The organism is Micromonospora sp. DT53, assembly GCF_049841535.1.
Classification (GTDB): Bacteria; Actinomycetota; Actinomycetes; order Mycobacteriales; family Micromonosporaceae; genus Micromonospora.
Window position 1 is genome coordinate 79,748 of record NZ_JBNCKM010000008.1, and the last position, 22,296, is coordinate 102,043.

Sequence of the window (22,296 nt, forward strand, 5' to 3'; positions counted from 1 at the left end):
ACGAACCGGGGTCCGGACGGCCCGTCGCGGGCCTAGCGTCGCCGGTATGCACCCAACGATCGACGTGGTCCTGCCGTGCCTGGACGAGGCGGCCGCACTGCCTGTCGTACTGAGCGGGCTGCCGCCCGGCTACCGCGCCATCGTGGTCGACAACGGCTCCACGGACGGTTCACCTGTCATCGCGGCCGAGTACGGGGCCCGGGTCGTCCACGAACCGCGACGCGGGTACGGGGCGGCCGTACACGCCGGCCTGCTGGCGGCGGACGCGGACCTGGTCTGCGTGCTCGACGCGGACGGCTCGTTCGATCCGGCCGAGTTGCCCAGGCTCGTCGCGGCGGTGCGCGACGGTCGGGCTGATCTCGCCGTGGGGCGGCGTCGGCCGGTCTCGGCGGATGCCTGGCCGTGGCACGCCCGAGCCGGGAACGCGCTGGTCGCCGCCCTGCTCCGGCGTCGTGGCGCGCCGGTGTACGACATCAGCCCGATCCGCGTGGCTCGCCGGGCGGCGCTGCTGCGACTCGGCGTCAACGATCGCGCGTTCGGCTACCCCCTGGAGTTGCTGCTGCGCGCGGCCAAGGCGGGTTGGCGAATTCTCGAACTGGACGTCGCGTACGCGCCCCGGGCCGCCGGGACCACCTCGAAGGTCTCCGGGTCGGTTCGGGGCACGCTGCGGGCGACCCGGGACTTCGCCGGAGTGCTGCGCGCCGACGCCGGTGGTGGCCGGTGAACGTCCTGCTCCTGGTCGCGAAGGCACCGGTTTCCGGGCTGGCCAAGACGCGCCTCTGCCCGCCCGCCGATCCCACCCAGGCGGCCCGGGTCGCGGCGGCGTCGCTGTTGGACACCCTCGCGGCGGTACGCGCCACCGCGTCGACCATTCCCGTGCTGGCCCACACGGGTCGGTTCGCCGATGCCGAGTACGGCGCGGAACTGACCGCCGCGTTGGCAGGGTGGCACCTGCTCCCGCAGCGCGGCGCCACGTTCGCCGACCGCCTCGCGAACGCCCACGCCGACACCGCGACGGCGTTTCCCGGCCGACCGGTGCTGCAGATCGGCATGGACACGCCGCAGGTCCGGCCGGCCCTGCTCACCACGGCGCTGGAGTTGCTCGCCGAGCACGAGGCCGTGTTCGGACCGGCGCTCGACGGCGGCTGGTGGACGCTCGGGCTCCGCGAACCGACGTACGCGAGCGCCTTACGTGACGTGCCCATGTCGACCGACGACACCGGTCGCCGCACCCTCGCCGCTCTGCGCGGGCACGGCCTACACCCGGCCATCCTGCCCGTTCAGCGGGATGTCGACGACTGGTCGTCGGCGCTGGCCGTCGCGGCCGACCTGCCCGGCACCCGGTTCGCGGACGCCGTCGGGTCGGTACGCGGCCAGCTGGTGAGCGGACGCCCCCGGTGACGTCGGCGATCAGTCTCGACGGTTTCGATGTGGTGCTGGGCAGGCTCGGCGGGTGGGCCGCCGATCAGGACGCCCGCGGTACGCCGGTCGCCCCGATGCCCGCGGCCCCGACCGACCACTGGCTGGTGCACACCGACGGGCGACGTGACCTGTTGCCGGTACGGCGCTGGCACGGCCCGCCAGAACCGGCGATCGAGTCCCTCGCCGCACGCTGCACCGGGCCCACCATCGATCTCGGCTGCGGCCCCGGCCGGCTGACCAGGGCACTCGCCCAGCGGGGCCTGGTCGCGCTGGGGGTGGACATCTCCGCCGAGGCGGTCCGTCTGACCCAGGGCCGGGGTGTGGTCGCCCTGCGACGCGACGTCTTCGAACCACTTCCCGGCGAGGGGAGGTGGGCACACGCCCTGCTCATCGACGGCAACATCGGCATCGGCGGTGACCCGGTCCGACTGCTGCGCCGCTGCGGCGCCCTGATCGCGGTCGACGGAACACTTGTGGTCGAGGTGGATCCCCCGGGCGCCGGGCTGTGGCAGGGTCAGGCGTACGTGCTGTCCGGATCGGCCGGCGAACGGGAGTTGCGCGGGCCGGCGTTTCGGTGGGCGCGGGTCGGCGCGGAGGCGGTGGCCCGTACCGCGGCCGCTGCCGGCCTGCGGGTCGCCGACCGTTTCCAGTTCGGTCCACGCTGGTTCGCCGAGCTGGCCCGCTCATGATCCGCCGGCCGCGCGTCCCCGCCCCCGAGGACTTCACCGCGCCGGCGCACTCACCGCTGGTCGCCGCCCGCCTCGGCCTCTGGCTCGGGGTGGCGTTCGGGCTGTGTTTCGGCACCGGACTGCTCAGCCACTACATCCAGCACCCGCCGGGCTGGTTCACCTGGCCGACCCGACCGGTCAACCTCTACCGGATCACCCAGGGCGTCCACGTGCTCTCCGGTGTCGCGGCGATCCCGTTGCTGCTGGCCAAGCTGTGGAGCGTCTACCCCCGGTTGTTCGTCCGTCCGCCCCTGCGCCAGCCGATCCGGTTGTCCGCCCATGCCCTCGAACGGATCTCCGTCCTGGTACTTGTCTGCGCCGCGTTCTTCGAACTGGTCACGGGCCTGTTCAACGTCGCCCAGTCGTACCCGTGGGGGTTCTTCTTTCCGACGGCGCACTACGCGGTCGCCTGGCTGGTGGCCGGCGCGATGCTGCTGCACGTCGCCGTGAAGCTCCCGGTCGCCCGCGCGGCGCTGAGCACGTCACTGCGGCGGCGGGAAGCGGTGCCGGCCACGACGCCGGGGCGTGCCGATCGAGATTCGTCCGAGCGCCGGGCGTTCCTGCGGGCGTCGGCAGGCGTCGCTGGCATCGCCGTGCTGGCCACCGCCGGGGTCACCGTGCCGTGGCTACGTCGGGTGTCGCCACTGGCGTGGCGTTCCGCCGCCGGACCGCAGGGCATACCGATCAACCGTACGGCGGGTGCCGCGCACATCACCGTTCCACCGGACTGGCGACTGGAGATCGTCTGGCCGGGCGGGCGGAACACCCTGTCCCTGGCCGAACTGGCGGCCCTGCCACAACGCACGGCGGAACTGCCGATTTCCTGTGTCGAGGGTTGGAGCGCGTCGGCCCACTGGACCGGCGTGCCCGTCGTCCAGCTGCTCGGCTGGGCCGGCGCACCGACCGGCCGACCGGTTCGGATCACCTCGCTGGAAACCGACGGCCTGTACGCGGCCAGCACACTCCCCGCCGCCCATGCCAGTGACCCGCTGACGCTGCTCGCCCTGCGGATCAATGGCGAGCAACTGTCTCCCGACCACGGTTACCCCTGCCGGATCATCGCTCCGAGCCGGCCGGGCGTCCTGCAGACCAAGTGGGTGGCCCGGCTGGAGGTGTTGCGGTGAGAGCCGTCCGACTGGTCCTGCTCGTGCTCGGTGTGGCGGCCACCGCGTACGGCGGTTGGCTGCTCCTGCCCCAGCTCGGCACCACCCTGCCGTGGCTGATCGGCGGCCCGGTGCTGCACGACGTCCTGGTGGCGCCGCTGGTCGGCCTGGTCGGGCTGGTACTGGGCCGACTGGTGACGAACCGGCTACGCCTGGCCTGGATCGCCGCGGGTCTGCTGGCCAGCGCCACGTTGCTGCTGATCGCGGTGCCCCTGCTGTGGCGACCGCCCTCGGCACCTCCGAACCCGGGCCTACCGGACCGCAACTACCCGCTGGGGCTCGCCGTCGGACTGGCTGTCGTCTGGGCCACGATCGTGATCGTTCTGGTCGTTGCCACCAGGGTCGACCGGCGCGTCACGGGCCGACGTACCGACCGTCCGTGACTCTGCCCCGCGTGTTCTCCACTCTTCGCCCAGGAGGGCCACACATGTCAGCAGGAGAAATCAGCACGACCGAGCGGGCGCCCGTCGGCGTGATCGGCGGATCCGGCTTCTACGAGTTTCTCGACGACGTCGCCGAGGTCACCGTCGACACACCGTACGGACCGCCGAGCGACTCGCTGTCCATCGGGAGTCTGGCCGGGCGGCCGGTGGCGTTCCTGCCCCGCCACGGACGCCGGCACACCCTCCCCCCACACCGGATCAACTACCGGGCCAACCTGTGGGCGCTACGAGCGCTCGGCGTCCGCCAGGTGCTCGCACCGGGCGCCGTTGGCGGCCTGCAACCGGATCTGGGCCCCGGGACCCTCGTCGTGCCGGACCAACTGGTCGACCGCACCAGCGGCCGCGCGCAGACCTACTACGACGGGCAGCCAGGCGCGGACGGGCAACTCCCCCAGGTCATCCATGCGCCCTTCGCCGACCCCTACTGTCCGGTCGGACGGGCCGCGGTCCTCGACGTCGCCCGCGCCGCCGGCTGGCAGCCGGTCGACGGCGGAACCATGGTCGTCATCGGAGGGCCCCGGTTCTCCACCCGCGCCGAATCACAGTGGTACGGCCGGGAGGGCTGGTCGATCGTCGGTATGACCGGCCACCCGGAAGCGGTGCTGGCACGCGAGCTGGCGCTGTGTTACACCGCGTTGTCCCTGGTGACCGACCTCGACTCGGGCGTCGAGGTTGGTCACGGGGTCACCCAGCAGGAGGTGTTCACGGTCTTCGCCCGGAACATCGATCGTCTGCGTCTCCTGCTCGGCGACGCGGTGCAGACGTTGCCGGAGGACCAGGGGGCCTGCCCGTGCGGACAGGCTCTGGCAGGTACGCAGCGGCGACCGTCGTAAGAGTTCCGAAAGGGTTCGCGAACAGTTCGACGGCCGTCGCGACCGTACGCTGCGGTGATGGGAAATCGGATCTTTCGGTCGCCGGTGGTCCGGGCCGGTCTCGCCTGCGCGGCCGTGGTGGCGGTGCTGGCCCTCTACTGGTTCCAGCCGTGGAAGCTGTTCACCGACACCTACGTCGACGAGGCAGTTCCCCGCGTGGCGGCGACCTCGGCCTCCCCGGTTGCGGCGTCCGCGAGCCCGACCCCCACGGCCTCGGCGGCCTCGGCGGCCACCCCCGCGGCGAACGAGATCCTGACCACCGGCGAGTTCGTCACCCATGAGCACCGGACGACCGGCAGTGCCGAGATTCACCGGCTCGCCGACGGCCGCCACCAGCTCGTCATCCGGGACCTGAACACGTCGAACGGCCCGGACCTGCGGGTGTGGCTGACCGACCAACCGGTCGTCCGAGGCACGGCCGGCTGGCGGGTGTTCGACGACGGCGAATGGATCGAGCTGGCGAAGCTCAAGGGCAACAAGGGCAATCAGGTGTACGAGCTGCCAGCGTCGGTGGACCCGCGCGACTTCCGGAGCGTCTCCATCTGGTGCAAGCGATTCGCGGTGTCCTTCGGGGCGGCCGACCTCACGAGCGCCTGACCGGGTCACCCCGGGCCGCAACCTGCCGGACACGGCATTGACATCTTTCACTGCGCGATCTAGCGTCGGGGCGAATCGGTTCGACGCCGAACTCGGTGCTCCGGCACCGTCCGGCGAACGGTCGCGTGGTGTTCGGGCACACGGCGTGACCGCCATCGATTCGGCGTTCGACTGGTCCTGCGTGGGCGGCGAGACCAGTGGCGGAGACCTGGGCCGATGAGCCGGCCGGGTGCCGTGGGCCCATCGCGTCTCCTCCGGGTTCGCGGCGAACGTGGTCGGCGGGGGTGACCTGCGGTGACGCGTCCTGACGGCGTCGGGTCACCGTGGACCTTTCAATCAGTTCGTGCCGAGTGGCGGGAGCCCTTTCATGACAAGACGTAGACCCATTCTTGGATTGCTCGCGACGGCGGCGACCGTCGTGACCGTGAGCGCGGCGGCACTGGCCGGTGGCCTGAGCACCACCGCGTCGGCCGCGGACCTCGGAGCGGCCGCGACGACCGCCGGGTGCGGCAAGGCGCCCACGTTGACCAGCGGCCAGCGGTCCATCCAGAGCAGCGGCCAGAACCGTAGTTTCATCCTGAGGATTCCTGACAACTACGACAGGAGCCACGCCTACCGGTTGATCTTCGGATTCCACTGGAACGGCGGCACCGCCAACGACGTCGACGGCGGCGGGTCCGACGGGGCGGCCTGGTCCTACTACGGGCTGCGGCAGCAGGCGAACAACAGCACCATTTTCGTCGCCCCCCAGGGCAACGGCAACGGCTGGGCCAACCCCGGCGGTCAGGACGTCACATTCGTCGACGACATGATCAGGGTGATCGAGACAGACCTCTGTGTCGACACCACGCAGCGCTTCGCGCTCGGCTTCAGCTACGGCGGCGGCATGAGCTATTCGCTGGCCTGTTCCCGGCCAAATGTCTTCCGCGCTGTCGCGGTCTACTCCGGCGGGCAGCTCAGCGGGTGCAGCGGCGGCACCCAGCCGGTCGCGTACATGGGAATCCATGGCATCGGGGACCCGGTGCTCAACGTCTCCGCCGGACGGTCCCTGCGCGACAGGTTCGTCCGGAACAACGGATGCACCGCACAGAACCCGCCCGAGCCGAGGGCGGGCAGCCTGACCCACATCACCACCACCTACTCCGGCTGCCAGGCCGGCTATCCGGTGGTCTGGGCCGCATTCGACGGCGGGCACGGCCCCGGCCCGGTGGACGGCGGCGGGGACAGCGGAGCCAGGACCTGGACCAAGGGTGAGGTGTGGAAGTTCTTCACCCAGTTCGGTAGTGGCACCGAACCCACGACGCCACCGACCACCCCGCCCCCGAGCAACACGTCGGCCCTGCGCAGCACATCCTCCGGGCGGTGCCTCGACGTCAACGGCGGCTCGCAGACCAACGGCGCGGCGGCGATCATCTGGGACTGCCACGGCCAGAGCAACCAGAGCTGGACCTCGACCGCCGCCCAGGAGCTACGCGTCTTCGGCGGCAAGTGCCTCGACGTCAACGGCGGCGGCACCGCGAACGGCAGCTCGGTGATCATCTGGGACTGCAACGGCCAGTCCAACCAGAAGTGGCGGCTCAACAGCGACGGCTCGATCACCGGAGTTGGTTCGGGCCGGTGCCTGGACATGGTCGGCGGCGGCACGGCCAACGGCACGCGAATCCAGATCTGGGACTGCACCGGCGCGGCCAACCAACGGTGGAGCCGGAGCTGAACCCGGCGAGGCTCCCGGCAGGCCAACAGTCGATCCGGCTGACCATTCACACACAAGGAGGCTCAACCGTGCCACTTCGTAAACTCACCGCCCCCTGGCTGGGGGCAGCCATGGCGATCATGCTTCTGTTCGCCATCGGAACGTACGTCGTCACGACCGTCGCACCGGCTGCCGCGGCCACCACTGCCGGCTGCGGCAAGGCACCCGGGCTGAACAGCGGCACCCACACCATCCAGAGCAGCGGGAAGAGCCGCAGCTTCATCCTTCGGCTGCCCGACAGCTACAACAACACCTATGCCCACCGGCTGGCCTTCGGGTTCCACTGGTTGGGCGGCACCGCCAGTCAGGTCGCGGGCGGCGGCAGCGACGGCGCCTCGTGGGCGTACTACGGCATGCTCTCGCAGTCGAACAACTCCACGATCTTCGTTGCCCCGCAGGGCCTCAACAACGGCTGGGGCAACTCCAACGGTGAGGACGTGACCTTCACCGACGACATGGTCCGCGTGATCTCGAACGCCCTCTGCGTCGACACCACGCAACTCTTCTCCGTCGGGTTCAGCTACGGCGGCGCGATGAGCTACTCGTTGGCGTGTTCCCGGCCGACGGTGTTCCGTGCGGTCGCGGCAATCGCGGCTCCGGGGGCCATCAGCGGATGCAGCGGCGGCACCCAGGCGGTGGCGTACCTGGGCATTCACGGCATCAACGACAACATCGGCAGCGGACGGTCGCTGCGCGACAGGTTCGTCCGGAACAACGGATGCGCCGCGCAGAGCCCGCCCGAGCCGAGGGCCGGCAGCCTGACCCACATCACCACCCCGTACTCCTGCCGGGCCGGCTATCCGGTGGTCTGGGCCGCATTCGACGGCGGCCACCAGCAAGGTCCGGTGGACGGGTGTGCCGGGTGTGAGAGCGGCGCGCGAAGCTGGGTCAAGCAGGAGGTGTGGCGGTTCTTCACCCAGTTCGGGTCGGACGTTCCGCCCACCGATCCCCCGACGTCGAACCCACCCGCCGGCCAGCAGAACGTGCTGATCGCGGGTAACCAGTCCGGCCGGTGCATCGACATTCCCAACTCCAGCACCAGCAACGGCGCCCGCCCGCAACTGTGGGACTGTCACGGTGGCACCAACCAGCGTTGGACCCACACCACCAACCGCACCCTGACCGTCTACGGCAACAAGTGCCTGGACGCCAGCGGAGCGGGCACCAGCAACGGCACCGCGGTCCTCATCTGGGACTGCAACGGCCAAGCCAACCAACAGTGGAACCTGAACTCCAACGGCACCATCACCAGCGCCCAGTCGGGGTTGTGCCTGGACGCCGTCGCCTCCGGCACGGCCAATGGGACGCAGCTTCACCTCTGGGCCTGCCACGGCGGCGCCAACCAGCAGTGGAGCACGCGCAGCTAGTACCGCACCAGGCAACGCCCAGTATGTCGCACACGCGCCGCTCGGGCCCTGGCCCGGGCGGCGCGTGGCCGTCGGGGTGACCGTAGGCCGGAGGGCCATGGTGAAGGGACTCGGCCCTCTCATACGTGGCTACGTACCCTGATGAAGGCCGCCGCACCCCAGGCGCTCGTCGTCGCCGACTGACAGCCCGAGCATGCTGGCGGTCCTGTAGTTCACATCTGTGTACCGGATGTGGCGAATCGGCGTCGAGCAACCGGCGTTGGTCCCGGCTCCGCCCGGTTGGGGGTCCGTGCAGCGGTCCGCGACACGCGGGCTGCCAACCGCGCGCCCACCATCCCGATCTGTGGTCCACGGGTGCGCCGGCCGTGAGGACCTGGCGCCATGACCCACTCGCCGACGGACCCCGCCGACGCCTTCGCCGAACTCGGCCGGATCAAGCTCGGTGAGACCAGCCTCGACAACGTTCTGCAGCGCGTCGCGGAACTGGCCAAACAGGTGCTGACCGTGCCGGTCGAGGTGTCGGTCACGCTGGTCCGCGGCGGAACCGGGCAAACCGCTGCGTTCACCGACGAGCTGGCCCTCGACCTGGACGAGCGCCAGTACGCCCAGGGAAGTGGTCCGTGTCTGGCCGCCGCCGCAGGCGGCGAGATCCTCGCCGTACCCGACCTCAGCGCCGAGGATCGCTGGCCCGAGTGGGCCGAACGCGGCCGCAAGGGTGGAGTCGGCAGTTCCGTCTCGATCGGCATGCCGATCCAGGAGGCGGTCGTCGGCGCGCTCAACGTCTATGCCCGCACCCCGCACGCCTTCGACGACGACACGGTCGCCCTGCTGGAGACCTTCGCCGCGTACGCCGCCGTCGCCCTGGCCAACGCCCAGCTCTACGAGAGCACCGCGAACCTCGCCCGCCAGATGCAGGACGCCATGGCCAGCCGCGCGGTCATCGAGCAGGCGAAGGGCATCATCATGGCCGAGCGCCGGTGCACCGCCACCGAAGCGTTCAATGTCCTGGCGAAGGTGTCGCAGGACTCCAACCGCAAGCTCCGCGACGTGGCGCAAACCTTGGTGGACCGGGCAGCCGGAAAAGCTCAGCACTGACCAGGGCCGGGGGCGCTTTCTGCCCGAAGGGCTTCCAACCGGCCGCGCCCGCCCGGTGTGTCCCGGGGCTCTTCGGGTAGGGCATCAGGAACCGAGAGAGAGGGATTCCTGATGCCGAGCACCACCATGGCCATGCTGGAGACGTACCCGAAATCGATCAACCTGGACCGCGCGAAGCTGGCGGCAGCGATCGACTCGCTCAGTGACTGCGCCCAGGCCTGCACGGCATGCGCGGACGCCTGCCTGAGCGAGGACATGGTCGCCGAGCTGACCAAGTGCATCCGTACGGACCTGGACTGCGCCGACATCTGCACCACGACGGCTCGGGTGCTGTCCCGTCACACCGGCTACGACGCGAACGTCAGCCGCAGTCTGCTGGAGGCGTGTGCCACGGCCTGCAAGTCGTGTGGGGACGAGTGCGCCGCTCACGCCGACAAGCACGAGCACTGCCGGGTCTGCGCCGAGGCGTGCCGCGCGTGCGAGCGGGCCTGCCGCGACCTGTTGGCCACCATGAGCTGAGAACAGGTCGGGGAGCTGAGAACAGGTCGGGGAGCTGAGAACAGGTCGGGCGGTGCCGGCGACCCGAGAGGGGCCGGCACCGACCCTCGTCGGGTCACCCGTCGCCGGCGGCGCGGTCACGGTCGGCCTGGGCGTCCGCCGCGCCGACCGGGATGCCGTCGCCGTCCCGATCTGCGCGGGACAGGTCCACATCGGCGCCGGTCCGGGCCGCGTCCGCCATCGCGTCGTCCGCGCCGACGATCTCTCCGGCGGGGTCGGCGCCCGCGCCGTCGTCGTCGACCAGTTGTCCGGCGTCGGCCAGTCCGATCGGTACGTACCTGGGATCGGTCATCTCGTCCTCCTTGGGGGTTTCTGCTCGCTCCCTACCGCTACCCCGAGGTGGTCTCCACACACCCCGGGCCGCTACTCCTCCGGGACGCGCGGGCCAACCTCGCCCTGCCTCAGGTGCTCCGCGTTGCGGTCGGCCTCGCTGTCGGCGTTCGCGGCCCCGGAGCCTGGATCGGTGGTACGGCGCCCCTCGGCGTCCTGATACACCGCGCCGGTCTCGAGGGCTCTCTCCTGCTGGCTCTGGTCAGGCGAAGTCATGAATTTCACCTACCCTCCGGCTTCACCAGCAAACGGGCCCGGCTCAAGCCGCGCGAAGGGCACCGCCCCGGTCGTGCGCGCCGCAGTCATGGACGACGACGGATTCGGATGCGGAATCGGCCCTGGTCATGGCATCAAGCGACGCAGAACTCGTTGCCCTCGGGGTCAAGCATGACGACGTGCCCGAGGACGTCCCCGTACCATTCCTCGCGGACCACAGTCGCACCGGCCGCAACCAGGTCGGACGCTTTCTGCCGGATCAGCAGGGCGTGCTCGGCCATGTCCCCAGAGCCCGGACCTGCCACTCGAATGTCGATATGCATACGGTTCTTGGCTGACTTGCCCTCGGGGACCTTGAGGAAGCCAATGGCAGGGCCCCGGCCGTCCGGGTCGACGATGGACGCGTTGTCGGGCTCGTCGAAGCCGGTTTCCTTGACGTAGCCGAGGGCCAACGCCCAGAAAGCAGCGATCCGCTGGGGATCGGCGGCATCGCATCCCAGGGTCCAAACAGTGGCCACCGCGCCAACGTACGCCAGCTATGACGACCTGTCTCCGACCTGTCGCCGGCGGGCGTTTTGAGTGGCGGCTGGTGAACACGCCCTGCGGCGGCAGCGTGGCGACCACCGAGCTGATGTGGGCCGGGCAGCGGCGCCGCAACGCTGACGAAGCGCCGTGCGGGGCGCTGCGCCCCGCGCAGCCTCTCACCCGTCCCTGCGGCGGCGGCTCAGCCGCTTCGCCGGTTACCCCACTGACGCGGGCTCTGGACCGAGCCCCGGCCGCCGAGGTGCTGACCCTTCCCGTGCGGCTGAGGTGAGGCGACCTTCTTGCCCTTCGCCCGCCGGGCAGCCCGGTTGGTGGGGACGGAAGCTTCGTCGGTGTCGGCCGTGGTCGGCGTGTCGGCATCCTCCGCGTGGGCGGCGTGGACGGGCTCAGGCTCCGACATCGGTATCTCCCTGGATCGGTGGGGCGCCCGGTGGACATCGAGAGCTGATGGACGGGCCTGCTCGACACCGGTGTGGGCCCCTTGACGGTATCGCAAGGCCGAGATCCAGCAACAATCCACCAGCCTGAAACCCGAGGATGGGCCTTCTCGACCCTCGACCCATGGTCGAACATCCTCGGTCATCGGCGGCCGACATGGCACGATGGCCGTGTCCTGCGCCGCCGGTGGCCGGGCGCGACACTGATGGAGTCGGGATGTCAGAGCTGGCCGGCACACCGGTGCCGGGGTTGGCGAAACTCTGGACGCACGACCCGGTCACCGCCGGCCCGTACCGGCTGGTCGGCCGGCTCGGCGCCGGTGGGCAGGGGGTCGTCTTTCTCGGTGAGGACGACGCCGGTGACCGGGTCGCGGTCAAGATGGTCAACGTCGATCTCAGTGATCCACGGGCGCGCTCGCAATTCGTCAAGGAGATCGCCGCCGCCCGCCGGGTGGCTCCGTTCTGCACCGCCCAGGTGCTCTTCGCCGAGGTGGACGGCGAGCGGCCCTACGTGGTCAGTGAGTTCATCGAGGGCCTGACCCTGCACCGGCACGTCCGCGAGCGCGGCCCGGTGACCGGTAACGCCCTGCACCGGCTCGCGGTCGGCACCGTCACCGCGCTCGCCGCGATCCACAGCGCCGGCGTGGTGCACTGCGACCTGAAGCCGGACAACGTGGTACTGGGCGAGGACGGCCCTCGGGTGATCGACTTCGGCATCGCCCGCGCGTTGGGCGTCACCGACACGGCGTCCAGCCGGGTCATGGGGACCACCGCGTACATGGCGCCCGAGCGGTTCCGCAACGACACGATCGGTCCGCCCTGCGACGTCTTCGCCTGGGCGGCCACGATCGCCTTCGCCGCAGGTGGTCGGCCGCCCTTCGGCAACGACTCACTCTTCGCCGTGATGCACCGGGTGCTGCACGACCCACCCGACCTGCCCGCGTTGCCCCCCGTTCTGGACGAACTGATCCGCGAGTGCCTGGCCAAGGATCCGGCGGACCGGCCGGCTGCCGAGCGCGTACTGGTGCGGCTGCTCCGGCAGGACGGCAGGGTCACCGAGCCGCTACGTCGGGAGAACCTGCTCGAGGCCGGCAACGAGACCGCAGGCGCGCCGACGCCGAACCACCCGCTGCCCCCGGTCCCGCCGACGGCACCACAGCCGGGTCCGACGCAGCCACGGATACCGACCCAACCGACGGTGCCGACCCAGGCCCGGCCAACCCAGCCGACGCACCTGCCGGTGACGGAACCTGGTGTCGGTGCTGGCGGCGACGGCGCGTTGCGGCGGCTGCGTGGTGAGGCCCTCGACGCCTGGGGCATCTCGACCGCGCTCTTCCTCGGTTCGGTTGGCGTCGCCGCCGGCTACGTCGCGTCGAGCGCGGTCGGCCCGGCCGCCGCGGTCGGGGCGGTCACCTTCGTCGTGGTCTACCTGGTTCGGCTGCTGGTCGCGACGGCGGTCGGGGGACGGTCCGACCACGGGTGACAGGTGCGCCGGGGTCGGGGCCGCCGGCTGGCGTCGGATCGATAGGTTGACTGCCACCAGCCGCCCGCCGAGGAGGACGTCCCGATGGCTCCAACCGCTTCGCGTACGCGGCAGTGGTTGCCGTACACCGCCGCCGTCACCGCCGGCCTGGTGGTCATCGCCGGGGCGTTCGTGTTCGTCCGGCAGCGTGAGACCGGCTGCGCCGTTACCCTCCAGGTCAACTCCTCCACCGAGAAGGCGGCGCTGCTTGTCGACCTGGCCGAGCGCTACAACCGCAGCGACAGGTCGATCGCCGGCGGCGGCTGCGCCCAGGTGCACGTCAGCGCGTTGAACTCGGGCCAGGCCACCGAGGCGCTGGCTACCGACTGGACCCACACCGGCCTGCCGCAACCGCAGGTCTGGCTGCCGACGTCGAGCCTGTGGACCGGCCAGCTCCGGCTGCTCGACGAAGCCGCCGGGCGGGAGTTGCAGACTCCGGACCGCTACCCGTCGATCGCCAACAGCCCGCTGGTCATCGCGATGCCACAGCCCAAGGCCGAGGTGGTACGCCAGCATGGGGCGCTGGGCTGGGAGGAGATCCTGGGCCTCTCCGGACGGGATGGATGGGCGGGCTTCGGCAAGCCGGAGTGGGGCCGCTTCACCTTCGGCAAGGACAACCCGAACCTGTCCACCTCCGGGTTGGCGGCGACCATCGCCACCTACTACGCGGCGGTGAAACGGGCCAGCGACCTGACCCGGTCCGATCTGGCCGACCCCAAGGTCACCCAGTTCGTCCGCCGGATCGAGGCCAACGTGTCGCACTACAGCGACGACTCGGTGGACCTGCTGCGCAGCCTCGCCGAGGCGGACCTGGCCGGCGGGGCGGGCAGCACGGGCGACATGAGTGCCATCGTCCTACAGGAGGAGCTGGTGGACCTCTACAACACGGGTGCGTTGAGCCCTCGGCTGGACGGGCAGGAGCGGGGCCGCCGGCCGAACGTCCCGCTGGTCGCCGTGCACCCCAAGGAGGGCACGTTCAACCTGGACCATCCGTTCGTGGTGCTGCCCACCGCCGACAGGCGGCAGCGCGCGGCGGCGGCCGACTTCCAGAAATTCCTGACCGAGGGCGCCCAGCAGGAGAGCTTCGCCCGCCTCGGCTTCCGGGACCACGAGCAACGGGCCTCGGCGGAGCTGCTGGCCAGCGTCGGCGCCGAGCCCACCGGCGGGCTCAGCTACTTCAAGCCGCCGGCCCCGGAGGTGGTCAGCGCGATGTTGGACGGTTGGCGCACGCTCCGCAAGAAGGCCAACATCCTGATCACCCTGGACACCTCGGGGTCGATGCAGGCGAAGGTCGGCACCCGTACCCGATTCGAGGTCGCCGCGGCGGCGGCGGGCAAGGGCCTCGCATTGCTCAACGCCGAAGACCGGGTGGGTCTCTGGTCGTTCTCCTCGGAGACCAAGCAGCATCCGAAGAGCCCTTACCGGGAGGAGGTCCCGCTCGGCGGGTTCGACCAGACGCGGATCAACAACAAGATCGCCGGCCTGCAGGTCGTTGGCGACACCGCGCTCTACGCGACGGTGCGGGCCGCACACCGAGAACTGCTCGACCGGTACGACCCGCAGCGGATCAACGCGATCGTGGTGCTGACCGACGGCAAGAACGAGTACAGCAAGGACAACGACCTCGCCCGGCTGCTCGCCGAGGTCACCCTTGACCCGCAGCATCCGGTGAAGGTGTTCTGCATCGCCTTCGACCGGGAGTCGGACTTCGCCACCCTGGACCGGATCGCCAAGGCATCGTCGGGCAAGGCCTTCGACGCCACCGATCCCGCCAAAATCGACGAGGCGTTCGTGAAGCTGGTCAGCAGCTTCTGACGTATGGGTCCGCCGTCGCGCTGGAGGCCCGCGCTACCACGAGATCAGGTTCGGTGGCGGTTACGGCGAGCTTCGATGTCGCGCAGCACATCCGGGTCCCATTGGCCGGCGTTCCAGTCGTCACGTGTCGGAGTGGGCGACAGCGGCCACGCCGGGTCCTGCCCGGCGACTGGCGAGTAGTGTCCGGCGACGACTCGGTCGACCTGGGCGATCAGCCGCAGGACCCGCGCCCGGCTGTGCAGCACGCCCCCGATCAGCGCGGCGGCTCCGAGGGTACGAAGGCCCGCCTGGCCGAACAGGACGGCCGGGGCGGTTCGGTCGCTGGCCAGCCAGGCCATGACGGTGCTGAAAACGATGCAGGAGGAGAAGACGCGTATGCCCCAGTGACGGCTGTAGGAGCGACCGGAGGAGCCGTGCGCCTCGGCAAGCTGGCGAGTGCCGCGCCCCCAGATCAGGCCGCTGACAGCCAGACCGATGAAGGCGGCGATCAGGATCAGGTTGGCCAGGACGAACCCGATCGCTGCGCCAGCGCCGGACGGGGGCAGTGGCCGAGCACGGCCGCTCGGGGTGCTGCCGAGGACGGCCGCGGCCATCGCGGCCAGGGCGAGAAGAATGGCAAACCCGACCACGAACCAGGTCGCGACGTTCCAACCTGCTGTCCTGAGCGCGGGCGGAGGTGTCGAGGACCGGCACGTGTGACCTTGGCCGGGGTGTGCCAGTTCGGCTCCGCATTTCGTGCAGTGCAACGTGTTCTCCATCAGTGGCGAGCCAAGCCCCGCCAGGCCCGGTGCGTAGAGGATCATGCCCGGTCTGCGCCGATCCGGCGACCCCGAACTCCGCCAAACGCTGGCCGACCTAACTGGCCAAGGAGCGTTAGAGTCGCGCGATGGTGGAGGAGTTGCGCCCCCGCTTGGCGAGTCACGCCGGCCGTCAGACCTCGGTCGCTGGCGCGTGTGTCCGGCCGGGACGATCGGTGAGACCTGCGACGAGCAGCAGGTACGCGGTCAGCTCGACCGCTGCCGTGAGCGCCGGCATCGGCTGCGGTATGGACAGCGTGGGCGTGATGGCATGCCAGGCGAACAGGGCATTGTCGCTGGCGGCGGATAGGGGCATCGGGACCACGTCAATGCACGTGTCCAGCAGAGGCAGCGCCATGAGGGCCAGCAACACCGCGCCGACCGAGGCGAGCCGTCGACCGTGGCCGACGAGCGCCGCGGCGAGCGCCAACGCGGCAATCCCGAGGACCAGGGGCGGCAGGACCGCCGTACCCACGGCCATCATCGTCTCGGCCTCGTCGGTGCCGCTCGCGCGCGGAGGCTCAGCAGCAACGGCGCGCCAAATACCAACAACGCGGAAGACCGCGTACCCGGTGATCAGCGCTCCCCCAACAACAACCGGAGCCACCGCGTGCCGGTGCCAGCCACCGCGGCGCCACGCGACGAGGAGCACACCTACCGCGGTCAACAAGGGCCAGCAGAGGGAGAGACCCGACTCGAAGGCAGATGGTGTATCAATGTTCGAGCTGGGCGCGAACACCACCACGCCGTAGCTGTCGCTACTCCGAGCGGCTGGCGTCGTGCGGACCGCGTCCACGAGCAGCACAGCGAGGGCCGCCCACAGCGGCCAGCGGGAACCCTGCGATCGGCTGGTCATGGCGTAGGCAAGGAGCAGACCGATGCTGAGCACCTCGGCGTAGCGCCAGATCGGATTGGCCGTCAGGACGCCTGCGACATGAAGGGCGGCGCACGAGGCCGCCGCAGTCAAAAGGATCAACCGAGGACGCACCGGCGCATCCTGCCACGTGTTGCCATTAGCCGTAGATCCCATCCACAGCGGTGCGATCCGCAGTCGCACCCGAGGAGAGGCACCCATGACACGGACGTTCCTGCAGTCGGATGAGTTGCACGACCTGGTGGCGGAACAGTTCGGCCCCAAGAGCCGGCTCACCGGCCTGGAGCGGCTGACCGGCGGCAGCAAGAAGGGCGTCTACCGGCTTGGCCTCGACGACCAGACAACCGTGATTCTGTACGTGTGGGCAGCGGGCGAGAATTACTGGCCGCCGTCGCCGACGGTCCCGGATGACCCGTTCACCGACGCGTCGGGCGCGGAACTGTTCGCGGCCAGCCACGCGGCACTCGCCGCCGCTGGTGTGCGCGTACCGCGGCTGATCATGCTCGACCGCGACGGTCGCCACCTCGACGCCGACATCGCGCTGCTCGAAGACGCCGGCGCGCTGCGGCTGGAGACGCTCATGGAACGCGATCCCGCCGCGGCCGCCGCGCCGCTGTCCATGCTCGGCGAAGCCCTGCGCCAGATGCACACCACCTTCGGCCCACGCTATGGCAAGCTCGCGGCCACAGCGCAGGGTGAGTCATCCCAGACTCGACGCACCGAGGACATCATCCTGGACCGAGCGCTCGGCCACCTCGACGCCACAGCGGCCCGCGACCCCCGGCTGACTGATGCGCAGCACCGGATCGCCGCCCACCTGCATCTCCTCCATGGCAGGGTGACACCGCGGCAGGAGTACGCACTTGTGCACGGTGAACTCGGACCAGATCACGTACTCGTCACACCGACCGGCGAACCGGTGGTGATCGACATCGAGGGGCTGTCCTACTTCGACGTCGAATGGGAGCACGCCTGGCTGCAGATGCGCTTCGGTGAGGCGTATCCGGCACTGCGCCCGGTCGATCTGGACCCGGACCGGTTGGAGCTCTACCGGTACGCGCAGGTGCTGTCGCTGATCGAGGGTCCGCTGCGCATCGCTGACACCGACTTCCCGGATCGACGATGGATGCGCGACCTCGCCGAGTGGAACATCACCAAGGCACTGGCCGCGATCTGAATGCCTCCGTCAGACGAGTCGGCGGCGGACCCACCAGAGGGAGAACAGGGACAGCACGACGGTCAACGCGAACAGCACGCCGAACTCCCGCCACTGCAGGGTCCAGAACTTCGAGCCGGGCACGTAGCTCACCTCCAGGCTGAGGTTCTGCTGCCCCAGCCATCTCTGGCACGCCTCGCGCCCACCGGACGCCCGCCGACCGCACTGGGTCATATCGGCCGGACCAATGAACTCCGCTCCGGTCGAGGTGATCGTGGTGCTCGATATGACCCAGTCGCCCCTACGCTCGGGCTCGATGTGGACCGTCATCTGCCCGGTGTCGGAGTCCATCGAGATCCCGAAGTCACCGTCGAAATTCAGAGGTGCGACCGTGGTGACCGGCTGCGCCAGCCAGGGGCGCACCACGAGTGGCGCGGCGATCTGGAGGCTGGCGATCACGAGCAGGGTCACCGCCATCGCGGCGAGGGTCCGCCGCAGCAGCAGCCCGGTGGTGACACCCACCATGAAGGCCAGCGCCGCGTAGCCAACCGGCACAACGCCTCGGGCCGCGAACACCAGCGGGTTCATCCGGTCCGCCGAGGCCCCGTCGATCGGCTGCGCCCACCTGGTGAGCATCAGGCTGAGCAGGCCGGCGCCGAGCGCTGCGGCCCCACCGCCGATCGCCAGCTTGACCAGCAGCCAGCGGACACGGCTGACGGACTGGCTGAAGACCATTCGGTACGTGCCGGACTCCAACTCCCGGGCCACCAGCGGCGCGCCCCAGAAGATGCCCACCAGGGCGGGCAGCAGGTACAGGGCCGCGATGGCGGCGATGTGGAACTCGCTCGCCCATTTTGGTTGCAGCGCCTGGAGGAACGCTTCGCCGGCGGCGAGGCAGGCATCGCCCTGACAGCCGGTGTATCCGGTCTGCGCGGCCAGGTCCGTCACCTCTGCCCAGGTCAGCGCCAGACCACCCAGGACCACCAGTAACAGGGCACCGGTGGCCAGGGCCGGGGTGCGGAACTGCCGCCAGGTCATCCAGATCATCGCTGTCCCTCCAGAACCCGTCCCGGCCCGTCGCCGGTGGCTCCGCTCATGTACGCCAACACGATGTCCTCCAGGTCCAGCCGGTCGACCTGCCAGGACGGGTCGACGATCGGCGCGGTGCTGCGCACCACCAGGGTCGACTGCACGTCGGTGTGGCTCTGCTCGACCAGGGCGCGCCCGACGCCCAGGTCGGCGGTGTCGCGCCGCTGCCCGACCAGGCGGTGGTGGGTGGCCAGCAGATCGTCCACGTCACCGGCCACCCGCACCCGGGAGGCGACCAGCACGATCAGGTGGTCGCAGACCCGCTCCAGGTCGGCGACCAGGTGCGAGGACATCACGATGCTCATGCCCTCCTCGGCCGTCAGCTCCATCAGCCCCTGCAGGAAGTTGCGCCGGGCGAGCGGGTCGAGTGCCGCCACCGGCTCGTCGAGCAGCAGCAGATCGGGCCGCTTCGCCGCGGCGACGGTCAGGGCCAACTGGGCACGCTGACCGCCGGAGAGCTTGCCCGCCTTCTGTGCCGGGTCCAGGCCGACCTGGGCGATCCGCCGCTGAGCGAGCGCACCGTCCCAGGACGGGTTGAGGTGCGCGCCCATCCGCAGGTGGTCCGCGACGGTCAGGGCGGCATAGACCGGGGTGTCCTGCGCGACGAACCCGACCCGCGGCGACCCGCTGACCGGCCGCACGCCGAGCACCTCGATCCGCCCCGCGGTCGGATCGAGCAGCCCGCAGGCCAGTTGCAACAACGTGGACTTACCGGCGCCGTTCGGCCCGACCAGGCCCACGACGTGGCCGGCCGGAATGTCCAGCATGCAGTCCTTCAGCGCGGAACGCCGCCCGTACCGCTTGGTCAGACCGTCCGCGATCAGCGCGCTAGTCATGCTCGGGCCTCCGAAAAAGTTCGAAAGCTAGTGAGGAAGAGCGCCTCGATGCTCTCGTCGTCCAGGCCCGCCTCCCGAGCCTCGGCCAGCCAGCGCGCCAGGTCCTGCCGCAGCGGCTCGTGCTTGCTCAACGAGTCGCCGCCCAGCGTGCGGGTGACGAACGTGCCCAGTCCCGGCCGGGCTGTGACCAGGCCCTCGTACTCCAGCTCGCGGTACGCCTTGGACACCGTGTTCGGGTTGATGGCGACCCGGGCCACCACCTCCTTGACGGTGGGCAGCTTGTCGCCCTCGTTCAGGACCCCGAGCCGGAGCGCGTGCCGTACCTGTCGGATGAGCTGCATGTACGGCGCAACCCCGGATCGTGAGTCCAGGTGAAACTCGATCACCTCGCCACCCCATTCCACTAGTTGCCTAGCACAATAGGGCCATGGGCGGTCTCTTCGCTACCGAATGACGTCACCTCGCGGCACGGGATTTCGGGCGACCAGCCGTCGACCCGCGACATGCGGCGTCACGGCGCACACATCAACGGATGCGGGTACGTGATTGCATCGCTACTATGGGTCAGCAATCCAGAGGGAAGGGGTCGTGCCCGCGTGCGAAGTCCCGTCATCGGAACCGCGCCGGCGTCCGCGCCGGGCCGATCCGCGCCACCTGTGGCCGGCCGGCTGCGCAGGCTCACCCGGCGGCTGGTGCTGATCGCGGCCGCCGTCGGGGCCGGCTTCGTCGTGGCCGCCCTGTTTCAGGGGCCGGCGGCCGCCGACGGGGTGCGCGGCGGGTCCGTTGCGGAGCTTCATCGGGAGATCGGCGGCCTGATCGAGCCGGTCGCCCGGCTCGCGGTCGCCGAGCGCCCCAGCCACGACCGCCAACGAGCCCGAGGTGCCGACGACCGCCGCCGCGACAAGCTCCCTGCCCCGCTGGCCGAGCCCATTGGTCGCGTCGTCACCCCCCGCGAGAAGCCACCCTCGACGGAGCCTCGACGGTTGACGCCTGCGGTGCCACCCGTCGACGTGCCGCTGCCCCGGGCCGCCGCAGCCGTCCCAGCCGGCGCGGCGGAGCGCGAAAGGCTACGCCCGGCTTCCGTGGCTCATCGTTCGGCTCACCGTGTCGCCCTGTCGCGACCGGCCACTGATCCGCCGCGACAGCCAGCCATCGCCGCCCCCCGCCTACCGGTGGTGCACGGGCCGACCGAGTCGCCAGTGGTGGGCCTGCTCAGCGCCCCACTGCCGCACATCGCCGACATCGTGCGCAGCGTGCCGATCCGGCCCATCGTCGTGATGCTCCTCCGTGTCGCCGACGCCGTTCTGTCACCCGCTCTCGGCGCGGTGACCGTTCCGACGGCGACATCCCCACTGCCCGTTCCCCCAGCGCTCGGGCCGGCCGCCGCGCCGGTGACCGACCCGACTCCCCCATCGCCGGTGCCGACGCCACCGGCGGAACCGGCACTGCCCCCCGTACGCGCCGCAGCGCCGCCGACCCCGGCCGCGCCGCCGCCGATGTGCGTCGTCGGTCCCGCGCGTGCCACGGCCCCGACGGGGCACCCCGCCGCACACCCGCGACCGGAACCGCAGGACGCTGAGGGTGTGTTTTCTGGTCAGCCCGTCACGCCCGCCGATCAGGATGCCGCTGGCGTCGACAACGGATCGACGCCTGGGCCAGGGGTGGTCCGGCCGCTCGACCGGCAGTCGCATTCCGGTGCCGGGCAGCACTGCGATCTCGTGCCGCTTCTGGTCGAGAGCCGAACTCCGTCGGCGATCGCCCGCCCGGGCTGAGGCGGCTCGACCGACCCGGTGGCCGGCCCGAGGGCCTGCTCCATCCGCTGGTCGGTCGAGCAGGGCCCGCGCTCGTCAGCTGTGACGATGCCCCGGGCCGATACCCACCCGTCTGTAGCGGCACGACCGCCCTGACCGGCCCGTGGACGTTCCGGGATCCGTGGCCGTCGTGACGCGTACCTGAGATCGGAGAAAACGTGGTGATCCACGTTGTCGTCGCCGAGGACATGGGTTTGCTCCGCGGGGCGCTCTGCGCCGCGCTGTCACGTGAGGAGGACATGGAGGTGGTCGCCGACGTCGAGGGTGTCGGCGAGCTGTTGACTGTGGTCCGGCGGTGCCGACCGCAGGTGGTGGTGCTGGCGCTGACACCGGAGCTGCCCGACCCGGTGGAGGTGGTCGCCCGGATCGACGTCGAGGCGCCGCACGCCGCCGTGTTGGCGATGAGCCCTCGGTGGAGTCCCGCCCTGGTGGAGGCGGCGCTGGCGGCCGGTGCGCGCGGCCTGGTCGGGAAGGACAGTTCGCTGGCCGAGTTGGTGCGGGCCATCCGCGCGCTCGCGGCCGGGGAGCGGGCCATCGACCCGGCCGCGGCGGTGGCGGTGCTGAGTCCCCCGGAGATGCCGTTGACGCCTCGGGAGATGGACGTGCTGCGGATGGCCGCCGAGGGTCTGCCGCTGAAGGACATCGCCGTCCGTCTTCACCTGGCACACGGAACGGTGCGCAACCACCTGTCGGTGATTCTGCGCAAGACCGGGGCTCGCAACCGGTTGGAGGCGGTGTCGCGCGCACGCCGTAACGGCTGGCTGTAGCCGTCGGGGCGGGTCCGGTCGGAGATGTCCGGACCCGCCCTCCTCGCCGTGCGGACCCGCCGAGCGCGTGTTTGAATGTTGACGTTGTGTGATCGCCATCGGAGT

25 protein-coding genes are annotated in these 22,296 nt (G+C 70.6%); 16 read left to right on the forward strand and 9 right to left on the reverse strand.

Going from position 1 to position 22,296, the window contains the following annotated elements:
• The first annotated feature begins 46 nt into the window (after positions 1–46).
• The 11 genes from ACLQ3B_RS24090 to ACLQ3B_RS24140 all read left to right on the forward strand — a co-directional run bounded on the left by ACLQ3B_RS24090 (position 47) and on the right by ACLQ3B_RS24140 (position 9,959).
• Positions 47–724 (forward strand): glycosyltransferase family 2 protein, encoded by a 678-nt coding sequence (locus ACLQ3B_RS24090; RefSeq protein WP_425782967.1) that lies wholly within the window; start codon positions 47–49, stop codon positions 722–724.
• Complete coding sequence (locus tag ACLQ3B_RS24095; RefSeq protein ID WP_425782968.1) at positions 721–1,401, forward strand: TIGR04282 family arsenosugar biosynthesis glycosyltransferase; 681 nt, start codon at positions 721–723, stop codon at positions 1,399–1,401. The genes ACLQ3B_RS24090 and ACLQ3B_RS24095 overlap by 4 nt, the downstream gene beginning before the upstream one ends.
• A complete protein-coding gene (locus tag ACLQ3B_RS24100) occupies positions 1,398–2,111 on the forward strand; it encodes a class I SAM-dependent methyltransferase (protein ID WP_425782969.1) in 714 nt (237 codons plus the stop codon). The genes ACLQ3B_RS24095 and ACLQ3B_RS24100 overlap by 4 nt, the downstream gene beginning before the upstream one ends.
• On the forward strand, positions 2,108–3,274 hold the full coding sequence (locus ACLQ3B_RS24105; RefSeq protein WP_425782970.1) for a molybdopterin-dependent oxidoreductase: 1,167 nt from the start codon (positions 2,108–2,110) through the stop codon (positions 3,272–3,274). Before ACLQ3B_RS24100 ends, ACLQ3B_RS24105 begins: the two co-directional genes overlap by 4 nt.
• The gene (locus ACLQ3B_RS24110; protein WP_425782971.1) at positions 3,271–3,696 is read left to right on the forward strand and encodes a hypothetical protein; all 426 of its coding nucleotides are present in this window, start codon (positions 3,271–3,273) and stop codon (positions 3,694–3,696) included. The genes ACLQ3B_RS24105 and ACLQ3B_RS24110 overlap by 4 nt, the downstream gene beginning before the upstream one ends.
• A 44-nt stretch (positions 3,697–3,740) precedes the next feature.
• Positions 3,741–4,589 (forward strand): S-methyl-5'-thioadenosine phosphorylase, encoded by an 849-nt coding sequence (locus tag ACLQ3B_RS24115; RefSeq protein ID WP_425782972.1) that lies wholly within the window; start codon positions 3,741–3,743, stop codon positions 4,587–4,589.
• Between the two features lie 57 nt (positions 4,590–4,646).
• The gene (locus tag ACLQ3B_RS24120) at positions 4,647–5,225 is read left to right on the forward strand and encodes a DM13 domain-containing protein (protein ID WP_425782973.1); all 579 of its coding nucleotides are present in this window, start codon (positions 4,647–4,649) and stop codon (positions 5,223–5,225) included.
• A 367-nt stretch (positions 5,226–5,592) separates the two neighbouring features.
• Positions 5,593–6,939, forward strand: coding sequence for a lectin (locus ACLQ3B_RS24125; RefSeq protein WP_425782974.1), 1,347 nt, complete (start codon positions 5,593–5,595; stop codon positions 6,937–6,939).
• Positions 6,940–7,007: 68 nt separating this feature from the next.
• On the forward strand, positions 7,008–8,345 hold the full coding sequence (locus tag ACLQ3B_RS24130) for an RICIN domain-containing protein (RefSeq protein WP_425782975.1): 1,338 nt from the start codon (positions 7,008–7,010) through the stop codon (positions 8,343–8,345).
• A gap of 381 nt (positions 8,346–8,726) precedes the next feature.
• Positions 8,727–9,440, forward strand: coding sequence for a GAF and ANTAR domain-containing protein (locus ACLQ3B_RS24135; RefSeq protein WP_425782976.1), 714 nt, complete (start codon positions 8,727–8,729; stop codon positions 9,438–9,440).
• 111 nt (positions 9,441–9,551) lie between these two features.
• Complete coding sequence (locus tag ACLQ3B_RS24140) at positions 9,552–9,959, forward strand: four-helix bundle copper-binding protein (RefSeq protein WP_425782977.1); 408 nt, start codon at positions 9,552–9,554, stop codon at positions 9,957–9,959.
• Positions 9,960–10,053: 94 nt separating this feature from the next.
• On the opposite strand, the gene ACLQ3B_RS24145 is transcribed toward ACLQ3B_RS24140, so the two are convergent.
• The 4 genes from ACLQ3B_RS24145 to ACLQ3B_RS24160 form a co-directional block, all read right to left on the reverse strand.
• The gene (locus tag ACLQ3B_RS24145; RefSeq protein WP_425782978.1) at positions 10,054–10,290 is read right to left on the reverse strand and encodes a hypothetical protein; all 237 of its coding nucleotides are present in this window, start codon (positions 10,288–10,290) and stop codon (positions 10,054–10,056) included.
• Positions 10,291–10,361: 71 nt separating this feature from the next.
• Positions 10,362–10,544 carry a ribonuclease gene (locus ACLQ3B_RS24150; RefSeq protein ID WP_425782979.1) on the reverse strand — a complete coding sequence of 61 codons (183 nt, stop codon included), beginning with the start codon at positions 10,542–10,544 and terminating at the stop codon, positions 10,362–10,364.
• A gap of 134 nt (positions 10,545–10,678) precedes the next feature.
• On the reverse strand, positions 10,679–11,062 hold the full coding sequence (locus tag ACLQ3B_RS24155; RefSeq protein ID WP_425782980.1) for a VOC family protein: 384 nt from the start codon (positions 11,060–11,062) through the stop codon (positions 10,679–10,681).
• 206 nt (positions 11,063–11,268) lie between these two features.
• Complete coding sequence (locus tag ACLQ3B_RS24160) at positions 11,269–11,487, reverse strand: hypothetical protein (protein ID WP_425782981.1); 219 nt, start codon at positions 11,485–11,487, stop codon at positions 11,269–11,271.
• Between the two features lie 254 nt (positions 11,488–11,741).
• Between ACLQ3B_RS24160 and ACLQ3B_RS24165 the strand changes: the two genes are divergently transcribed.
• A complete protein-coding gene (locus ACLQ3B_RS24165) occupies positions 11,742–13,007 on the forward strand; it encodes a serine/threonine-protein kinase (RefSeq protein WP_425782982.1) in 1,266 nt (421 codons plus the stop codon).
• An 84-nt stretch (positions 13,008–13,091) separates the two neighbouring features.
• Positions 13,092–14,861 carry an extracellular solute-binding protein gene (locus ACLQ3B_RS24170; RefSeq protein ID WP_425782983.1) on the forward strand — a complete coding sequence of 590 codons (1,770 nt, stop codon included), beginning with the start codon at positions 13,092–13,094 and terminating at the stop codon, positions 14,859–14,861.
• Between the two features lie 44 nt (positions 14,862–14,905).
• Here ACLQ3B_RS24170 and ACLQ3B_RS24175 read toward each other — a convergent pair whose 3' ends face one another.
• A complete protein-coding gene (locus ACLQ3B_RS24175) occupies positions 14,906–15,490 on the reverse strand; it encodes a hypothetical protein (protein ID WP_425782984.1) in 585 nt (194 codons plus the stop codon).
• Positions 15,491–15,791: 301 nt separating this feature from the next.
• Positions 15,792–16,646: a hypothetical protein gene (locus tag ACLQ3B_RS24180; protein ID WP_425782985.1), complete on the reverse strand. Its 855-nt coding sequence runs from the start codon at positions 16,644–16,646 to the stop codon at positions 15,792–15,794.
• An 85-nt stretch (positions 16,647–16,731) separates the two neighbouring features.
• Here ACLQ3B_RS24180 and ACLQ3B_RS24185 point away from each other — a divergent pair, with 85 nt between their 5' ends.
• On the forward strand, positions 16,732–17,709 hold the full coding sequence (locus ACLQ3B_RS24185) for a phosphotransferase family protein (RefSeq protein WP_425782986.1): 978 nt from the start codon (positions 16,732–16,734) through the stop codon (positions 17,707–17,709).
• 9 nt (positions 17,710–17,718) lie between these two features.
• Here ACLQ3B_RS24185 and ACLQ3B_RS24190 read toward each other — a convergent pair whose 3' ends face one another.
• Genes ACLQ3B_RS24190 through ACLQ3B_RS24200 form a run of 3 tightly spaced genes read right to left on the reverse strand, consistent with a single transcriptional unit; the run spans position 17,719 to position 19,999 of the window.
• Complete coding sequence (locus ACLQ3B_RS24190) at positions 17,719–18,735, reverse strand: ABC transporter permease subunit (protein WP_425782987.1); 1,017 nt, start codon at positions 18,733–18,735, stop codon at positions 17,719–17,721.
• A complete protein-coding gene (locus ACLQ3B_RS24195) occupies positions 18,732–19,613 on the reverse strand; it encodes an ABC transporter ATP-binding protein (RefSeq protein ID WP_425782988.1) in 882 nt (293 codons plus the stop codon). The genes ACLQ3B_RS24190 and ACLQ3B_RS24195 overlap by 4 nt, the downstream gene beginning before the upstream one ends.
• Positions 19,610–19,999 (reverse strand): GntR family transcriptional regulator, encoded by a 390-nt coding sequence (locus ACLQ3B_RS24200; protein WP_425782989.1) that lies wholly within the window; start codon positions 19,997–19,999, stop codon positions 19,610–19,612. The genes ACLQ3B_RS24195 and ACLQ3B_RS24200 overlap by 4 nt, the downstream gene beginning before the upstream one ends.
• A 210-nt stretch (positions 20,000–20,209) precedes the next feature.
• Here ACLQ3B_RS24200 and ACLQ3B_RS24205 point away from each other — a divergent pair, with 210 nt between their 5' ends.
• Together ACLQ3B_RS24205 and ACLQ3B_RS24210 are read left to right on the forward strand one after the other, a co-directional pair.
• A complete protein-coding gene (locus ACLQ3B_RS24205; protein WP_425782990.1) occupies positions 20,210–21,385 on the forward strand; it encodes a hypothetical protein in 1,176 nt (391 codons plus the stop codon).
• Positions 21,386–21,582: 197 nt separating this feature from the next.
• Positions 21,583–22,191 carry a response regulator transcription factor gene (locus ACLQ3B_RS24210; RefSeq protein WP_425782991.1) on the forward strand — a complete coding sequence of 203 codons (609 nt, stop codon included), beginning with the start codon at positions 21,583–21,585 and terminating at the stop codon, positions 22,189–22,191.
• Positions 22,192–22,296: the final 105 nt, after the last annotated feature.